The 17,323-nt window shown below is 47.3% G+C and carries 13 protein-coding genes and 5 tRNA genes; 17 read left to right on the forward strand and 1 reads right to left on the reverse strand.

Annotated features, from left to right (window positions below):
* Positions 1–2 precede the first annotated feature (2 nt).
* The 7 genes from hrpB to SPSPH_RS06725 all read left to right on the forward strand — a co-directional run bounded on the left by hrpB (position 3) and on the right by SPSPH_RS06725 (position 4,246).
* Positions 3–2,489 carry an ATP-dependent helicase HrpB gene (gene hrpB, locus SPSPH_RS06695; RefSeq protein ID WP_075754395.1) on the forward strand — a complete coding sequence of 829 codons (2,487 nt, stop codon included), beginning with the start codon at positions 3–5 and terminating at the stop codon, positions 2,487–2,489.
* 102 nt (positions 2,490–2,591) lie between these two features.
* Positions 2,592–2,667: transfer RNA gene (locus SPSPH_RS06700), tRNA-His, on the forward strand.
* Between the two features lie 14 nt (positions 2,668–2,681).
* Positions 2,682–2,757 (forward strand) — tRNA-Gln (locus SPSPH_RS06705).
* A 97-nt stretch (positions 2,758–2,854) separates the two neighbouring features.
* Positions 2,855–2,930 (forward strand) — tRNA-Lys (locus SPSPH_RS06710).
* Positions 2,931–2,934: 4 nt separating this feature from the next.
* Positions 2,935–3,017: transfer RNA gene (locus SPSPH_RS06715), tRNA-Leu, on the forward strand.
* A gap of 196 nt (positions 3,018–3,213) precedes the next feature.
* Positions 3,214–3,474 (forward strand): TfoX/Sxy family protein, encoded by a 261-nt coding sequence (locus SPSPH_RS06720; protein WP_075754397.1) that lies wholly within the window; start codon positions 3,214–3,216, stop codon positions 3,472–3,474.
* Positions 3,475–3,664: 190 nt separating this feature from the next.
* Positions 3,665–4,246, forward strand: coding sequence for a hypothetical protein (locus SPSPH_RS06725; RefSeq protein ID WP_075754399.1), 582 nt, complete (start codon positions 3,665–3,667; stop codon positions 4,244–4,246).
* 462 nt (positions 4,247–4,708) lie between these two features.
* On the opposite strand, the gene SPSPH_RS06730 is transcribed toward SPSPH_RS06725, so the two are convergent.
* On the reverse strand, positions 4,709–5,947 hold the full coding sequence (locus tag SPSPH_RS06730; protein WP_075754403.1) for a radical SAM protein: 1,239 nt from the start codon (positions 5,945–5,947) through the stop codon (positions 4,709–4,711).
* 276 nt (positions 5,948–6,223) lie between these two features.
* Here SPSPH_RS06730 and SPSPH_RS06735 point away from each other — a divergent pair.
* The 10 genes from SPSPH_RS06735 (at position 6,224) to ptb (ending at position 16,962) form a co-directional block, all read left to right on the forward strand.
* A tRNA-Gly gene (locus SPSPH_RS06735) sits at positions 6,224–6,298 on the forward strand.
* Positions 6,299–6,700: 402 nt separating this feature from the next.
* Positions 6,701–7,987, forward strand: a complete 1,287-nt coding sequence (tig, locus tag SPSPH_RS06740; protein ID WP_075754404.1) for a trigger factor — start codon at positions 6,701–6,703, stop codon at positions 7,985–7,987.
* 25 nt (positions 7,988–8,012) lie between these two features.
* On the forward strand, positions 8,013–8,618 hold the full coding sequence (clpP, locus tag SPSPH_RS06745) for an ATP-dependent Clp endopeptidase proteolytic subunit ClpP (protein WP_075754405.1): 606 nt from the start codon (positions 8,013–8,015) through the stop codon (positions 8,616–8,618).
* A 12-nt stretch (positions 8,619–8,630) separates the two neighbouring features.
* Positions 8,631–9,893 (forward strand): ATP-dependent Clp protease ATP-binding subunit ClpX, encoded by a 1,263-nt coding sequence (clpX, locus tag SPSPH_RS06750; protein ID WP_075754407.1) that lies wholly within the window; start codon positions 8,631–8,633, stop codon positions 9,891–9,893.
* A gap of 153 nt (positions 9,894–10,046) precedes the next feature.
* Positions 10,047–11,741, forward strand: a complete 1,695-nt coding sequence (lonB, locus tag SPSPH_RS06755; protein WP_075754409.1) for an ATP-dependent protease LonB — start codon at positions 10,047–10,049, stop codon at positions 11,739–11,741.
* 238 nt (positions 11,742–11,979) lie between these two features.
* On the forward strand, positions 11,980–14,343 hold the full coding sequence (gene lon / locus SPSPH_RS06760) for an endopeptidase La (protein WP_075754411.1): 2,364 nt from the start codon (positions 11,980–11,982) through the stop codon (positions 14,341–14,343).
* Positions 14,343–14,981, forward strand: coding sequence for a ribosome biogenesis GTP-binding protein YihA/YsxC (yihA, locus tag SPSPH_RS06765; RefSeq protein ID WP_075754413.1), 639 nt, complete (start codon positions 14,343–14,345; stop codon positions 14,979–14,981). Before lon ends, yihA begins: the two co-directional genes overlap by 1 nt.
* A gap of 68 nt (positions 14,982–15,049) precedes the next feature.
* Positions 15,050–15,499 (forward strand): Lrp/AsnC family transcriptional regulator, encoded by a 450-nt coding sequence (locus SPSPH_RS06770; RefSeq protein WP_075754415.1) that lies wholly within the window; start codon positions 15,050–15,052, stop codon positions 15,497–15,499.
* 64 nt (positions 15,500–15,563) lie between these two features.
* Positions 15,564–16,064, forward strand: coding sequence for an AsnC family transcriptional regulator (locus SPSPH_RS06775; protein WP_075754417.1), 501 nt, complete (start codon positions 15,564–15,566; stop codon positions 16,062–16,064).
* A complete protein-coding gene (gene ptb / locus SPSPH_RS06780; protein WP_269147926.1) occupies positions 16,054–16,962 on the forward strand; it encodes a phosphate butyryltransferase in 909 nt (302 codons plus the stop codon). Before SPSPH_RS06775 ends, ptb begins: the two co-directional genes overlap by 11 nt.
* The last annotated feature ends 361 nt before the right edge of the window (positions 16,963–17,323 follow it).

The raw sequence follows: 17,323 nt of genomic DNA on the forward strand, positions 1-17,323 counted from the left end.
TGATGAATACTTTACCCATTGAGGAAATCCTGCCTGAGCTTAAAGCCGTACTTAGCTTGCCGGGAAACGCGGTCCTTGTAGCACCACCCGGCTCAGGCAAGACAACCCGCATTCCGTTGGCGCTGTTGAATGAGCCATGGCTAAAGGGGCGGCGCATCCTGCTGCTGGAGCCAAGGCGCTTAGCCGCTCGTGCTGCTGCGCGTTATATGGCCCGGTTGCTGGGAGAGCAACCTGGAGAAACGGTAGGCTACCGGGTTCGGCTGGACAGCTGTATTGGTCCCAAAACACGTATCGAAGTCATTACCGAAGGTATTCTTACCAGAATGCTGCAAAGCGACCAGGCGTTAGATGGCGTAGGGCTGATACTATTTGATGAATTCCATGAACGGAGTCTGCAGGCCGACCTCGGCTTAGCGCTGGCGCTGGAAGCGCAGGCAGTACTTAGAGAAGATTTGCGTCTGCTGATTATGTCGGCAACGCTTGCCGCTGAGCCGGTAGCTGCCTTGCTTGGCAATGCGCCGGTTCTTAGGAGTAATGGCCGGGTTTTTCCGGTGGAGACTCATTATCTAGAACGGCGAACAGCAAGTCAACTGGAACATATTGTTGCGCAAACGGTGTTTACCTCGCTTGCTGGAAACAGTGGTGATGTATTGGTGTTTTTGCCGGGAGCCGGAGAGATTCGCCGGGTTCAGGCTGAGTTAAGCGCAAATGGCATAACAAAACAGGCGCGAGTTGCACCGCTTTATGGTAATTTGTCGCCAGCCGCTCAGGATGCGGCTCTTTTACCCAGTACGGATGGGATGCGGAAAGTCATATTGGCTACCTCGATTGCCGAGACCAGCCTTACGGTGGAGGGGGTAGACACAGTCATTGACAGCGGGTTGATGCGTGTGCCGAAGTATTCGTCCCGTACCGGGCTGACACGCTTGGAAACGGTAAGGGTTTCCCGTCAGGCAGCCGAGCAGCGGCGTGGCCGTGCGGGACGACTGGGTCCGGGTAGTTGCTACCGGCTTTGGACCAGACAGGAGGATTTGTATTTAGAATCCAGCAATACGCCGGAAATTTTAGCCGCCGATTTGACACCACTTGCTTTGGAATTGGCTGCCTGGGGAGTGAATGACCCTCAGCAGCTGTTATGGCTGGATATACCGCCGGCAGCGGCATTTTTGCAGGCGCAGGCACTGCTGGTGAAGCTGGGGGCGTTGGAAACAGGTGGTAGTATTACTGCCCATGGGCGGTTGATGGTTCAGTCAGGCTTGCACCCGCGCTTGGCCCATATGATCATCAGAGCGAAAGAAGCGGGTTTGGGTAACCTGGCCTGTGAACTTGCGGCTATTTTACAGGAACGGGATTTTTTGCAAGGCAATGGCAATAGGACTGATGTTGATTTGCGGCTGCGGCTGGAGGCTGTGCGTGAAGCTGCAAGCGGCAAGTATCCTGAGGAGTCGCTGCGCCGGCGCATTAAGGCCGAAAGTGAAAGGTTAAAACAGGATTTTTCCATTCACCGCAACCGGCAGGAGACGGTGGAAGCTTGCGGCTTGGTACTGGCTTTTGCCTATCCGGACAGAATTGGACAATTGCGGAGTGGCGGCCGGTTCCTGTTGGAGAATGGGCGTGGTGCCGGCATGCATGAATTACAGCCCTTGGCGCATAGTCCGTATATCGTAGCCGCCGATCTTGATGGGCAAGGGACCGACAGCCGGATTTTTTTGGCTGCGCCGATAGATTATGAACAGATAAGGCGCTATTTTAGCCGGCAGATAGCAGCCGGGACCAATGTCGCCTGGGATGCAGCCGCCCAGGCAGTACGGGCAAAAAGCTATGAGCGGCTTGGTGCCATCCTGTTAAAGGAAAGTCCTTGTGCCAATCCTGACCGGGACGGCGTTATGGCCGCCCTGCTGAGCGGCATTGCCCTTGAGGGCTTGAGCATCCTGCCCTGGACCAAAGCGGCACAGCAATTGCGTCAACGCTTGTTATTTGCTGGGCAGCAGACGGAAGGCTGGCCTGACGTTTCTGACGAAAAGCTGCTTGCTACTTTGGAAAACTGGCTTGGACCGTATGTCTACGGTCTAACGAGCCGGGCAGAACTAGCGAAACTCAATGTAGCTGCCATTTTAGAAAATCTGCTTACCTGGCAGCAGCGTCAGGAGCTTGATGAGTATGCGCCTGCCCATGTGGTTGTGCCCAGCGGCCGGCAGATTGCCATAAATTATAGCAATCCGCTATGCCCTGTACTGGCGGTAAAACTTCAGGAGCTATTTGGGCTTAAAGAAACTCCGTGTATTGCCGGGGGGAAAGTCGCGTTGACCTTGGAACTGCTGTCACCGGCGCAGCGCCCGGTTCAGGTAACCCGGGATTTAGCCAGTTTTTGGTGTACTACATACTTTGAAGTCAAAAAGGATTTAATGGGACGTTACCCCAAGCATTATTGGCCGGATGACCCGGCAACGGCAGTTCCAACCCACCGGATCAGGCCAGGAAACTCATGAAATGTTGTCAGAAATATGTCAGCAAGAAAAGTGATTTGGGATGCTTGACATAAATATGGTGGTATGATAGAATAAATTCTGTCGTTAGCGGCACTGGATATGGTGGCTGTGGTGAAGCGGTTAACACGCCGGATTGTGGCTCCGGTATTCGAGGGTTCGATCCCCTTCAGTCACCCCAATAATCTTGTTAGTAGGGGCGTAGCCAAGTCGGTAAGGCAACGGACTTTGACTCCGTCATGCGTTGGTTCGAGTCCAGCCGCCCCTGCCATAAGCAGAGAACCAGGTTTTTAGGAACGATAGTGACACGAAAACCTGTGTGAATCGCTTAGTTCCGAGCGTTAGTAAGGAACTTATTTAAAGATGTCGACCCACTAGCTCAGTCGGTAGAGCACCTGACTTTTAATCAGGGTGTCCCGCGTTCGAGTCGCGGGTGGGTCACCATAATGCGGGAGTGGCGGAATTGGCAGACGCACCAGACTTAGGATCTGGCGGGTGACCGTGGGGGTTCAAGTCCCTTCTCCCGCACCAAATCAAACAAAAAGACTTTCAGGTTTTGACCTGAGAGTCTTTTTGTATATAGTATATATTAGAAACTATAAATTTTCAGCTGACAATTTGCAGTCAATGAATATAATTTCCGCTTATCAAGACATCCGCGCTTTGGATAATGCAGAAAATCAAATGGGATCATCGAACTAGAACGGAGAAAGGAGGAGAATGGCTTATGGGGGAGTTAACAAAATTGCCGAATATCGCTGCCAAGTTGGAAGCGCAGCTTGCGGATGTGGGTATTACTACCGAGGAAGAGTTAAGAAACATAGGTAGCCGTGAAGCATGGCTACGCATCCTTGCCCGTGACCCGTCCGCTTGCATTATGCGGCTTTCAGCGCTGGAGGGTGCAATTCAAGGAATGCGCTGGCATTACCTTGATGACGAGACGAAAAAGTCGCTTAAGGCGTTTTATCACATGCATAAGGGCAAATAGATATGTGCATTCCTTGCCGGCCACGATATAGAAGCTATGCTGGTGATTAAAGTGCCTCCTCTTCAAATAATTTAATTGTTATTGTCCTATGATAATTATTATTCATTCTTATAACATATGTTTCCACAAAAATAAAGATATATATATCCTTCAGGCTGGACAATAATAAGAAGCATGGAGGGGATCAACTTTGACCAGTCAGCGAAAAGTCGCTTTGGCATTGACGGGAATATTTCTGGCGCTTTTCATTGTTATCATTATCGGGGTGCTGGAACAGGGCCGGTATGATTATGCAAAAAATATTGCAATCAAAGCAGCTATATGGGTAATTTATACTTTTTTAGAAATGAAATATGATGTTCAATTAAGTAATTACATCCGGGTGTTGGTAATGGCAGTGCTTCTCAGTGACAGTTTTGCCGGGCTATATTTAAATTTGTATGCCACGTCGGCGATTTTTGATAAAATTCAGCATGTATTTGGAAGCTACGCCTTTGCGTTATTTGTTTACACTCTTATTTGTACGTTAACCCGGCCTGTTATAAACCGGGCCTTTAGCTTATTTTTTATTATCTCCCTGGGGCTAAGTATTGGTGCAATCTATGAAATTGGTGAATTCATAGGAGATGCGACTATGCGGCCGGCAATTCCCAGTCAGCCCAGTCTGCTTGATACCAACCTTGATTTACTGGCAGATTTAGGAGGGGCACTTCTCGCAGCTATTCATATAGCCATTGTTCTGACATATAATCGTACCCCTCCGGTCAGGTAGGAATACATATGTATTACATACAGCAGAGAAGAGTACCATTACGGTACCCTTCTCTCTATACTTATAACGGGTTGCAGGGGCGGTGAGCAGGCCGGCACGGACGCGGGGAACATTGCTGAGGACTGCACTGCCTTGGACTACATTGTTGAGGGCTGCATTGCTGCGGACTACATTGCTGTGGTCTGCATTGTTGCGGATTGCACTGTGATGGTCTGCACTGCCTTGGGCTGCATTGCCATGGCCTGCATTGTTGCTGCGGAAAACAAAAATGCGGACGGCATTGGCGGGGAGAACAAGGCGCCCAGGAGGGGCGGCAGCCGATTTGCTGATTTGGTCGACAGGGGTTCCAAGCAGGATTGCAGCTTATACGTTCAGTATTTTCGTCTTCTTCAAATTCGTCATCCATATCTTCCATTTCCGGGGTTTCCCATTTCGGGTCCATATATTTGTCATCATACATTTTCATCTATCCTCCCAGTTTCCTGTGTATGGGTTATAGGAGCAGTCGGCAGGGGCGGCTTGCCAGGACTTCTTTGGGTCCTGGCCTTGGGCTAACGGGCGGCAGTCGGCGCAGGCAAAGCGGTATTCGCAATCCTGACATTTGCTGATACAGTCCTTTGTGGTTTGCCAGCAGGTGGTCAGCGGTTGGCCGGTAAGTATGGCAGCAAGTGATGTGTTCAATATGTTTCCACAAACTTGATCACGGGCAAAGATGCAGGGAATGACATCGCCGGTAGACGTTATGGCCAGCCGGCCTGCTAAACAGCTATGGAAATGCTGCGCTTTGCCAAATGTTTCAGGGTCGGTAAAGAAGGGGGGCTTAATGGCCGGTTTGCTGTAGGCTTGGGGCAGCAGTTCCAGATTATCACCGCGTCCGGTAGGTCGGATGACATCGGGTGGCACAGGCTCAACCCCAAGGTCGGTCAAAAGTTTCACAATATTTTCTGCTTCTTGTTCATTGGCTTTCATAATAATAGAAGCAATACGCAGCGGCAGCCCCTTGGCCAGAATTTTTTGAATGGCAGACATAGTTTTGTCAAAACTGCCGGGATGCTGGGTAACCCTATCATGAACTGCGGAATTGTCGGCATAGATAGTGGTGGCAATGCTGACAGAATGCTGTTTAAAAAAGTCAATACAGTCATCATCCACAAGTGTGGCATTGGTAAATATCTCAACCAATTCATAGTTTTCCTCGCGGGCCTTGATGATTAATTCTCGCCACCTTGGGTACAACAACGGTTCGCCGCCAATAAGCTGAATGCCGTAGGCGCCTGCCAGCCGGGCTTCGGTAATTAATTCAAGCCAGCGGGTATGTGGCATACAGCCTGCCGCCGTGTGCGGACTGCTGGCCGAATAGCAATGTAAGCAGCGGTTGTTGCAGGTTGATGTAAGCTCAAGCCAGATATACTCAAGTGTAGGCTGGTACGGCTGGATGGGGCATGTTCGTTTTCCGGCGGGAAGTTCGTTGTATATTGCGCCAAGCCCTTTGGTTGTCAATTTATCAAGAAATGATAAGTACCGCTTGCCGTCAACTGAGTTGACATCCATTATTTCTTCTAATGCCGAGCTTTCGCACGCCTTGAGCAGTTCTACTGCTCCCCGGTTGATAGAATACACTCGGCCTGAGGAAAAGTCGTAGATAGCACCGCGTGCTTTCCCTTCTATCAAGACACTTTCGGCTTTCAAATGGTAATACAACCGGACGCCTCCTTTAGCGTAGCTTTGCTTATCCTGAGTGGGCTTGTTCAGGATAATTTGCGGCTTGTGTTGTCACCACAGGTTTGGCACAAGCCGTGTTTTTGTGTTTATACATAATATGCAAGCCGATAGATAGGTGCTAGTTTCAATTGTAAAATATACAGCATGCTGCAAGCATTTTATTGGTGGGAATAGGATTGTTTAACAGAATAGATTGATTAATGTTGACAGATAATAATTTATGGTTTATAATCAATTTCGTTGTTAGCACAATATGCGGAAGTAGCTCAGCGGTAGAGCATCGCCTTGCCAAGGCGAGGGTCGCGAGTTCGAATCTCGTTTTCCGCTCCATACGCGCAAAAACCCAGCACTTTTGGCTGGGTTTTTTGCTCATATCTTGTCTTTGATATTTACTTGTGGTATGATATTATTCATGACATTGCTGCATTTATGGATACTGGCTGGATTTTTTAATGGGAATACTAGAGAAACCATAAAGTTTATGTCAATAATGGGAATACTGTGATAATGGACTAGTGTTGCATTCAGTGATGTTATGAAGTATAGCTCCGAGAATTTTTGTTGTCAGGCGCGGCGGAGGAGCCGCACATATCGGACATATGTAAGGCGACGACAACAAAGCCTGGCGGCAAAAAGGCCGGTGATATACTTCGTGTTATCGCTGGATGCAGCACTCGGTTGACAGTGAATAAGCTGTGTCAGCAGTTAATTTAATAAGGGGGAAATACATAAATGAAGGTAACAGCGGAAAGAATAGACAATCATAAAACAGTACTCAATCTTGAAGTTCCACAGGCTGAGGTGGCCAAGGCTCTGGAAAAGGCTTACCGCAAATTAGCCAACCAAGTCAACATTCCTGGTTTCCGTAAAGGCAAGGCTCCGCGCAAGGTCATTGAAATGCGTATCGGCAAAGAAGCACTTTTGGATGAAGCTTTTGAAATCCTGGCTCCTGAAGCCTATGGCAAAGCACTGGCTGAACAGGAAATAGACCCTGTTGGCCGTCCGGAAATTGAGGTTGTTACCTTAGCGGAAGATCAGCCGTTAGTATTTAAAGCCACTGTTGTTAAAAAACCTGAAGTAACTTTGGGTCAGTATAAAGAGCTTGCCATTGAAAAAACTGTCGCAGAAGTTACTGAAGCCGACATAGACAGTGAAATTGAGAGAAACCGCAGCCGTAATGCTAAGATGGTCGTAGTGGAAGATGCTGAACTTAAGCAGGGAGATTTAGCGATCATTGACTTTAAGGGTTTTATTGACGGTGTTCCGTTTGAAGGCGGCGAAGGCAAAAGCTACCCGCTGGAAATCGGTTCCGGCAGTTTTATCCCCGGGTTTGAAGACCAACTGGTAGGTGCTAAATCCGGTGAAGAACGCGAAGTAAAAGTATCTTTCCCGGAAGACTATTTTGTTGCTGAGCTGGCAGGGAAGGAAGCTGCCTTTACCGTAAATATTCATGACATCAAACGCAAGGAATTGCCGGAGCTTGATGATGAATTTGCCAAAGAAACCAGTGAGTTTGATACTTTGGCGGAATTAAAAGCCGATATTAAGAATAGGTTAGAACAGGCTGCTGAAGCAAAGGCAGAACGTGAGTTCCGTACGGCAGCAATAAAAACTGCTGTTGACAATGCTTCACTTGATGTTCCCGAAGTAATGATTGAGAATCAAATTGACACCATGATTCAGGATTTTGATATCAACTTGCAGCAACGTGGTATGAAACTTGATAAATATCTTGAATATACTAAAATGGATATGGCTGCTTTGCGCAATAACTACCGTGACTCTGCATTATATAATGTTAAAACCGACCTGGTATTGGAAGCCATTGTTAAAGCGGAGGGTCTCACGGCCAATCCGGAAGAAATGCAGCAGGAAATTGCGTCTATGGCGGCGAATTACCAAACTACGGCCGAAGAAATTGTTAAAGTCATTCGTCAAACCGGCCGGTTCCAGGCACTGCAAGATTCAGTTTTACGTAAAAAAGCTGCCCAGCTTGTAATTGACGGCGTAGCAAAATAAATTTTTGAGTTTGAGGTGATTTGTCATGCCTTATGTGCCAATTGTAGTAGAGCAGTCTAACCGCGGTGAGCGGGCCTATGATATTTACTCGCGGTTATTAAAGGACCGCATCGTATTTATTGGTGGACCAATTGATGACAATGTGGCTAACCTGGTAATTGCTCAGCTGCTGTTTTTAGAATCAGAAGATCCGGATAAAGACATCCATATTTACATTAACAGTCCCGGGGGAGTGGTAACGGCTGCCCTGGCAATGTATGATACCATGCAATATGTTAAGCCGGATGTATCCACGATTTGCATAGGTCAGGCTGCCAGCGCCGGTGCGCTTCTCTTGGCTGCCGGGGCTAAAGGTAAGCGGTATGCGCTTCCTAATTCCCGGATTATGATTCATCAGCCGCTTGGCGGTGCCCAAGGGCAGGCCACCGACATTGAAATTCATGCCCGGGAAATACTTCGCATGCGTGAACATTTAAACGAAATTCTTGTTCACCATACCGGTCAATCTATGGAAAAAATCCAGAACGATACCGAACGGGATTTCTTCATGTCCAGTGAGCAGGCGAAAGAATACGGCCTTATTGACGCAGTAGTAGTGCGGGGTGACAGACACAAGGAGACTCCCAAGTAGAGAGGTGGTAATATGTTGAAATTTGGGGATGACAGGGGTCAACTAAAATGTTCCTTTTGCGGCAAACTGCAGGAACAAGTAAAAAAGCTTGTTGCCGGGCCAGGTGTATATATATGTGATGAATGTATCGAACTTTGCAATGAAATCATTGAGGAAGAACTGAGTGAAGATTTGGATGTCGAACTCAGAGATGTTCCTAAGCCCAAAGAAATAAATGATATTCTTGATCAGTATGTCATTGGTCAGGAAGAAGCAAAGAAGTCACTGGCCGTAGCCGTGTACAATCATTATAAACGAATTAACCTTGGCGCAAAAATGGATGATGTCGAATTGCAAAAGTCCAACATCATCATGCTTGGGCCGACCGGCAGCGGCAAGACGCTGCTGGCGCAAACCCTGGCCAAGATTCTTAATGTTCCCTTTGCTGTAGCTGACGCTACCTCATTGACGGAAGCCGGTTATGTGGGCGAGGATGTCGAGAACATTCTCTTAAAACTTATTCAGGCAGCCGATTATGATGTTGAAAAGGCCGAAAAGGGCATTGTTTATATTGATGAAATTGATAAAATTGCCCGCAAATCAGAAAACCCCTCAATCACCCGTGATGTTTCCGGTGAGGGAGTGCAGCAAGCTCTCCTGAAAATTCTTGAAGGTACGGTGGCCAGTGTACCGCCGCAAGGTGGACGCAAACATCCTCATCAGGAATTCATTCAAATTGACACTACAAATATTCTTTTTATCTGCGGCGGTGCCTTTGACGGCATTGACAAGATCATTAGTTCCAGAACAGGCAAAAAGTCTATGGGCTTTGGTGCCGAAGTCCGCAGCAAAGAGAAAAAGCAATTGGGTGAAATGCTCAAGAGCATTCTGCCTGAAGATCTCCTCAAATTTGGATTAATTCCTGAATTTGTTGGACGTCTTCCGGTGATTGTTACCTTGGATGCATTGGATGAAGCTGCTCTTGTACGCATTCTGATTGAGCCAAAGAATGCGCTTGTTAAGCAATATCAAAAATTCCTGGAAATTGATAATGTCCAGCTTGAATTTAAAGAAGATGCGCTAAGTGCTATTGCTGCTGAAGCTTTAAAACGCAATACCGGGGCACGGGGACTTAGAGCGATCATTGAAGGTATTATGCGGAATGTGATGTATGATATTCCGTCACGTACCGATATTGCCAAATGCATTGTCACCAAAGAGGTTATTTTGAATAAAGAAGAACCGATACTGGTGGCTGCCGAACGCAAAACAAAGAAAAAAGAAGAATCTGCTTAACCGATAAAAGGAGCCTAAGGCTCCTTTTTTTTACATATTCAGCTTTGCTTGCCGGGTTTTGCCAGGATAAAATAGTGTACATTGCCTATACTAGACTCATGATAAAGCTACAAGACTTAAAAATTTTGCCCGGGGAAGGAGGTTCATTGAATTTTGGATTATGCTGTCAATCTTATTACTGTCATTCAACTGTTTTTTGCCGTGGTTATTGGGCTCTATTTCTGGAACCTGCTTAAATCACAGCAAGGAAACAAGATAGCCGTAGAGCGCGAATCCAGAAAAGAAATGGACAAACTGCAAAAAATGCGGGAGATATCCTTAACCGAACCACTAGCGGAAAAAACCCGGCCAACCGACTTTTCGGAAATCGTTGGCCAGGAAGAAGGCCTGAAAGCCCTTCGGGCTGCCTTATGTGGCGCCAACCCACAGCATGTATTGATCTATGGTCCGCCAGGTGTGGGTAAAACGGCGGCCGCGCGGTTAGTTCTCAACGAAGCCAGGCGAAATAGTTATTCGCCCTTTAATGTTGCGGCTAAGTTTATCGAGCTTGATGCCACAACAGCCAGATTTGACGAGCGGGGTATTGCAGACCCGCTTATTGGCACCGTACATGACCCTATTTATCAAGGCGCTGGTCAGTTAGGGATGGCCGGCATTCCTCAGCCAAAAGCCGGAGCCGTAACCAAAGCTCATGGCGGCGTATTGTTTATTGATGAAATTGGCGAGCTTCATCATATCCAGATGAATAAATTACTAAAGGTATTGGAAGACCGTAAAGTTTTCCTGGACAGCTCCTATTATAATAGTGAGGACGGCAACATACCACAACATATACATGACATATTTCAAAATGGGCTGCCTGCAGACTTTAGACTTATTGGGGCTACCACCCGGATGCCGCAAGATATTCCGCCAGCTATCCGCTCCCGGTGTGTAGAAATATTTTTCCGGCCGTTATTGCCTGATGAAATTGCCAATGTGGCTTTAAATGCGGCAAAAAAGATTAACTATACCCTTGAGCAGGGTGCGTTGGATGTCATTAAGCAATTTGCCACTAACGGGCGGGAAGCCGTAAATATCATTCAGATTGCGGCCGGTATTGTGCAAAGCACTGGCAAAGGCGAGCGAAGCATTGCCCAGGCTGATGCGGAATGGGTCATAAATTTTGGTCAGTACAACCCGCGGCCTGAGAAAAAGGTTTCCCTTACTCCCCAAGTTGGTGTGGTTAACGGTCTGGCTGTATATGGTTCCAATATCGGTATGCTTATGGAGCTCGAAGTAACGGCTGTGCCTAATAATTATGGTACCGGCAAGCTAACCGTTACCGGCGTTATTGAAGAAGAAGAAATGGGTTCGCCCGGCAGGGTCGTGCGCCGCAAAAGCATGGCAAAAGGGTCACTGGATAATGTACTTACTGTATTGGCCAAAATGTGTGGTATTGAATATCATAGATATGACATCCATGTAAATTTTCCTGGTGGTGTTCCCGTAGATGGTCCGTCAGCCGGAGTGACGGTGGCTACCGCTATTTATTCGGCTGTTAATAACATACCTATCGACAATACTGTTGCGATGACAGGTGAAATCTCTATTCGCGGGTTAGTAAAACCGGTCGGCGGAGTGAGTGCGAAGGTAGCAGCCGCTAAGCAGGCTGGTGCGCGGCGAGTGATTATTCCTGCGGAAAATTGGCAGGGACTCTACAAGAATATGGAGATTGAAGTCATTCCTGTCGAAACCTTCGAAGAAGTATTGAAGCATGCCGTAATCAAGACCGGAGATGTGCTGCGGCAGGATGTAACGGTAACTATGCCGGAGGTATTGGCTGCTGCCGGTGTCGATAAAGTATAAATTTATCCGATGACTAACCCGCTCTAAGACTCCCGCTTTTGCAAGCGGGAGTAAGAGCGGCTAAGTCCCTGGATAATTCCGACTAAGATTCAGATGGGGTTACAACTCTATCTGAATCAAGTCTCCATTTATGCCAGTGCTAGCCGGGTTGCTAAACCCGGCCTATATTTATTGAGGAATAAAAGGATTTTTAGTGGTTGCTTTAGAATATTTTACATAGCGGTGTTGAAACTACTAAATGACCACTAAGATAATACCGCAAGGTTACCGAAGGGAGGAAGCTATATTGGCAGATAAACGCCGTATAATACCACTTTTGCCATTAAGAGGTATATTAGTTTTTCCATACATGATTATTCATCTGGATGTTGGCCGGGAAAAATCTATCAGTGCTTTGGAAGAGGCAATGGTGCAGGATCGTCTGATTATGCTGGCTACACAAAAGGATGCTCAAACCGACGCGCCGCAGCCTGAAGATATTTTTTCAGTGGGTACTGTTGCCGAAATTAAGCAGCTTTTGAAATTGCCGGGGGGAACCATCCGGGTATTGGTCGAAGGCTTGTACCGTGGTGAAATCGAAGAATTTATCAGCTTTGATCCTTACTATCAGGTTCAGATTAACGAATTTACCGAAGTTGAACCTAAAACACCGGAGGTTGAAGCGCTTACACGTACAGCAATTAATCAATTTGAACAATGGGTTAAGCTGAGCAAGAAGATACCACCCGAAACCCTGGTATCAGTCGTTGTTGTAGAAGAACCCGGCCGCCTGACTGACCTTATTGCCAGTCATCTGGCACTCAAAATTGAAGATAAGCAAACCCTGCTGGAGGCAGTAGAAATTAAAGACCGGTTGGAACGGTTATGTGAGATCCTTGGCCGCGAAATGGAAATTCTTGAACTGGAGAAGAAAATCCATGTCCGGGTTCGCAAGCAAATGGAGAAAACCCAAAAAGAATATTATTTGCGTGAACAACTCAAAGCCATTCAAAAAGAATTAGGCGAAAAAGATGAGCGCACCGCCGAAGTAGAGGAATACAGGCAGCGGGTCAAAGAACAAAACCTGCCCAAAGAAGTAGAAGAAAAAATCAATAAAGAAATCGACCGTCTGGAAAAAATGCCCCCGATGGTGGCGGAAAGCGGTGTTATCCGCACCTACCTTGACTGGCTGTTAACGCTGCCCTGGACTACGGAAACCGATGACCGGCTGGATATTAGTGTTGCCGAGGAAATCCTTGACGAAGATCATTATGGCTTGGAAAAAGTCAAAGAACGTATTTTAGAATATCTGTCAATCCGTAAGTTGACAGAAAAAATGAAAGGCCCCATTTTATGTCTTGTTGGTCCGCCGGGTGTCGGGAAGACATCGTTAGCCCGTTCTATCGCCAGAGCTATGGAACGGAAGTTTGTCCGCGTTTCGTTAGGCGGAGTTCGGGATGAAGCGGAAATAAGAGGTCATCGCCGGACCTATGTGGGCGCGCTTCCGGGACGTATTATTCAGGGTATGCGGACTGTAGGCTCAAAAAATCCTGTGTTTCTCTTGGATGAAATTGATAAAATGAATGCCGACTTCCGGGGCGACCCGTCATCTGCTTTGTTGGAAGTGCTTGACCCGGAACAAAATAATACCTTCAGCGACCATTATATTGAACTGCCATATGATTTATCCCGGGTACTCTGGGTAGTTACAGCTAATGTCATGCATAATATTCCGAGACCCTTGTTAGACCGTATGGAAGTTATCAGCATTGCCGGCTATACTGAGGAAGAAAAAATAGAGATCGCCAAACGGTATCTTATTCCCAAGCAAACAACCGACCATGGCCTCACACCGCAGCAAATTTCATTTTCAGAAGGAACTATCGCCAAAATTATTCGTGACTATACTCGCGAGGCGGGTGTACGGAATCTTGAGCGCAATATTGCCAATCTCTGCCGCAAAGCGGCGCGCAAAATTGTTCAAGACCAGGGACCTGTTATTAAGATTACGGCTCAGAACCTGCATACTTTCCTGGGAGCCACCAAATACCGTCATGCTCAGGCCGAGAAAGACAGCCAGGTGGGAGTAGCCACCGGCCTTGCCTGGACGGAAGTTGGCGGTGATGTGCTGGCTGTTGAGATTTCCACCATGAAAGGCAAAGGCAAGCTGACTTTGACAGGCCAGTTAGGCGATGTTATGCAAGAATCTGCGCAAGCCGGCTTCAGTTATATTCGTTCACGGGCAAAAGAACTGGGCATTGAAGAAGATTTTCATGAAAAGCTGGATATTCACATCCATCTGCCCGAAGGCGCCATTCCCAAAGACGGTCCGTCTGCCGGCATTACCATGGCAACTGCGGTCGCATCAGCACTGACCGGTAAACCTATCAGGAGCGATGTTGCCATGACGGGAGAAATAACTCTTCGCGGCAGGGTGTTGCCTGTCGGCGGCATTAAGGAAAAAGTCCTTGCCGCTCACCGGGCGGGAATAAAAACAGTCATGCTGCCCAAAGAAAACAAGCGTGATATTGATGAAATTCCGGCGAACGTCAAACGGAATCTTGCCTTTGTGCTTGTTGAACACATGGATGAAGTGCTGCAAACAGCAATGGTGAAAGAGTAATGGCAGATACGACCAGTTTTAATATTACCCATGCCAGTTATGCCGCCACTGCTGTTAATTCCAGTCAATATCCTGTAGGCGAGCTTACGGAGATAGCTTTCATTGGGCGCTCTAATGTCGGCAAATCGTCGCTGATTAACTCCTTGTGCCGTCACAATGGCCTGGCCCGTACCAGTGGGACGCCCGGCAAAACCCAGACCATTAATTACTTTCGCCTTACAGGCAAGCTGTCAGATCAATCACGGCTGGAGTTTATGCTGGTCGATCTGCCTGGCTATGGTTATGCCAAAAGAGCACAATCAGCCAGAGCAACCTGGTCTAAATTTATTGAGGAATATTGGCTAAAGTCAACGCGCCTTAAGCTGGTATGCCAATTAATTGATCTGCGTCATCCGCCAATGGAGAGTGATATTAACGTCTATCATTGGCTGATAGAACATGGCCTCAATGTTCAAGTGGTAGCCACTAAAGCCGATAAAATTTCCAAGAGCCGCATCCAGCAGCATATTCAGGTTATTACGCAAGGGATTAATATGGGTCAACTCCATCCGGGAGGCCGTATTATACCCTACTCAGCAGTAACTAACGCCGGACGGGATGAACTTCTTGACGTTATTAAGAATATTTTGCTAAAATAGGGATATCACACGGAGGGGACAGTCAGCCGGCTGTCCCTTTACTTATATTCAAAGTTGGGAGGACACATATGCTAACCCCTTTTGATAAAGAGCTGCTTAATATTATCCAAACCAGACTGCCGCTGGAATCACGGCCCTATGCGAAGGTAGCGCAATGGTTAGAGGTTGAGGAAAGTACGGTGCTGGAACGATTAAACTGGCTCAAAGACAATGGCTACATAAGGCGATTTGGCGCTTTTTTTGACTCGGCCTGCCTGGGGTATGTCAGCACGCTGGCAGCTGTCAAAGTCCGTCCCGAGCAGGTTGCCGCCGTTGCTCAGGCTGTAAATGCTTATAGTGGTGTAACCCATAACTACGAACGGGAAAGTGAATATAATCTTTGGTTTACCCTGCTTACCGCCGATCAGGCTGAGCAGAACCGCGTTCTGGCAGCTATCCGCAGTTTGCCGGGGGTTGAGGGTTTACTCAGTCTGCCTGCCATCGAAAAATATAAGGTAAGTGTGGAATTTAGTTTGTAATTTTTTCCTGCGGAATAGATAAAACTGTTTTAACTCAGAGATCAAACAACCTGCGAGGTGTCATATGTTAGATAATCTGGACAAAAAACTAATTGCCGTTTTGCAAGGTGACTTTCCGCTGGTGCCTGAACCCTACAAAGTGTTGGCGGCAAAAGTCGGTATTAGTGAACAGGAATTGCTGGCAAGACTGGCTGCCTATCGTCAATCAGGGCGGTTGCGCAAAATGGGGGCCGTATTGCGCCACCGGGAAGTCGGGTATGCCGCTAATGCGTTGGGTGTCTGGAATGTGCCGGAAGCACGTCTTGCCGCGGTTGGGCAGTTAATGTCAGGCTACCGGGCGGTTACCCATTGTTATTCCCGGATTTCACTGCCGGAATGGCCTTATAACTTTTACACCATGCTCCATGCCCATACGCGCGAGGAGTGCCGGGCTTTAGCCGAGACACTGGCTCAAGCCGCGGGACTGGAGCATTACATGCTGCTATTCAGTACACGCGAGTGGAAAAAAACCAGTATGAGTTATTTCCCTGAATATGCGAAGGAGAGTGGCGGAAGTGGTGGATAAAGTTCTTAGAAACTTTGAGGATATACTAAACGCGGTAAAAGACAAGGCTCCTAAGCGGGTAGCTGTCGCTGTGGCCCAGGATGATGCGATTATGGAAGCCGTTCAGGGAGCGCGTGAACAAAAAATTGCTGAGTTTATACTGGTCGGAGACAGGGAGAAAATTCATGAAACTGCCGGTAAACTTGGTGTTAGCCTGGAGGATGTGCAGATAATACACGAACCGGATGACCGCAAGGCGGCGTATCGGGCGGTTGCTTTGGTATCCGGCGGCCAAGCCGATGTATTGATGAAGGGTCTGATTAATACTGCTGATTTATTAAGAGCAGTGCTTGATAAAGAAATTGGCTTACGCACAGGCAGAGTGCTTAGTCACACGGCGGTCTACGAACTGCCGGGATTTGACCGTTTACTGATGGTAACTGACGGCGGAATGAATATTGCGCCAACTTTGCAGCAGAAAGCAGATATTATTCAAAACAGCGTTCAATTAGCCAGGGTGCTTGGAATCAGTCCGGCCAAAGTAGCCGTATTGGCTGCTGTTGAAGTGATTAACCCCGACATGCCGGCCACCTTGGAAGCGGCTGCACTTACCAAAATGGCAGACCGTGGGCAGATTAAAGGCGCCATTGTTGATGGACCGTTGGCGCTTGATAATGCTATTAGCCTGGAAGCCGCCAGCCACAAAGGGATTAAAAGTCCGGTTGCCGGCATGGCCGATATTTTAGTTACCCCAGATATTGTGGCAGGTAATATCCTGGGAAAATCACTGGTCTATATTGCAAAAGGAAAAATTGCCGGTTTGGTTTTGGGGGCCGCTAAGCCAGTTGTGGTCACTTCACGGGCAGATACCCATGAAGCGAAATTGATGTCAATTGCTCTAGGGGCATTGCTTGGCTGAAAAACAGCGCTTATTGCGCTGTTTTTTTATTTTTAAGGATAAGGGCTGACTTTTGCTTCCATTGCCAGCCTAAGCCACGGTTTCTTTGTGCTAAAAAAACAACATTTTTACCTAAAAATGATAATACTATTTAATTCATCAAAAATCGACATGCGTAAAAAGGGTATTTTTGTAAAAATAAAAAATTAATAAAAATTTGCAAATATTTAAATAAATGCAGCAGGAATTTGTTGGCGTGAGTAGAATATCATCAGAGGTAAGGTGGTCAGACCACCTGCCCGCAATGCCATATTATGGAAAATGGAAAAATGGATTGAAGGGCAAAAAAAATTGTACAAAGGGGGTGAATTTAAAGAAAAAT

The organism is Sporomusa sphaeroides DSM 2875 (assembly GCF_001941975.2).
Lineage (GTDB): Bacteria > Bacillota > Negativicutes > Sporomusales > Sporomusaceae > Sporomusa > Sporomusa sphaeroides.

Bases quoted from the DNA above. Each gene is read 5' to 3' on its own strand.
- hrpB (WP_075754395.1), top strand. From the start codon at position 3: ATGAATACTTTACCCATTGAGGAAATCCTGCCTGAGCTTAAAGCCGTA.
- clpX (WP_075754407.1), top strand. From the start codon at position 8,631: ATGTTGAAATTTGGGGATGACAGGGGTCAACTAAAATGTTCCTTTTGC.
- clpP (WP_075754405.1), top strand. From the start codon at position 8,013: ATGCCTTATGTGCCAATTGTAGTAGAGCAGTCTAACCGCGGTGAGCGG.
- tig (WP_075754404.1), top strand. From the start codon at position 6,701: ATGAAGGTAACAGCGGAAAGAATAGACAATCATAAAACAGTACTCAAT.
- SPSPH_RS06775 (WP_075754417.1), top strand. From the start codon at position 15,564: ATGTTAGATAATCTGGACAAAAAACTAATTGCCGTTTTGCAAGGTGAC.
- SPSPH_RS06770 (WP_075754415.1), top strand. From the start codon at position 15,050: ATGCTAACCCCTTTTGATAAAGAGCTGCTTAATATTATCCAAACCAGA.
- SPSPH_RS06720 (WP_075754397.1), top strand. From the start codon at position 3,214: ATGGGGGAGTTAACAAAATTGCCGAATATCGCTGCCAAGTTGGAAGCG.
- yihA (WP_075754413.1), top strand. From the start codon at position 14,343: ATGGCAGATACGACCAGTTTTAATATTACCCATGCCAGTTATGCCGCC.
- lon (WP_075754411.1), top strand. From the start codon at position 11,980: ATGACCACTAAGATAATACCGCAAGGTTACCGAAGGGAGGAAGCTATA.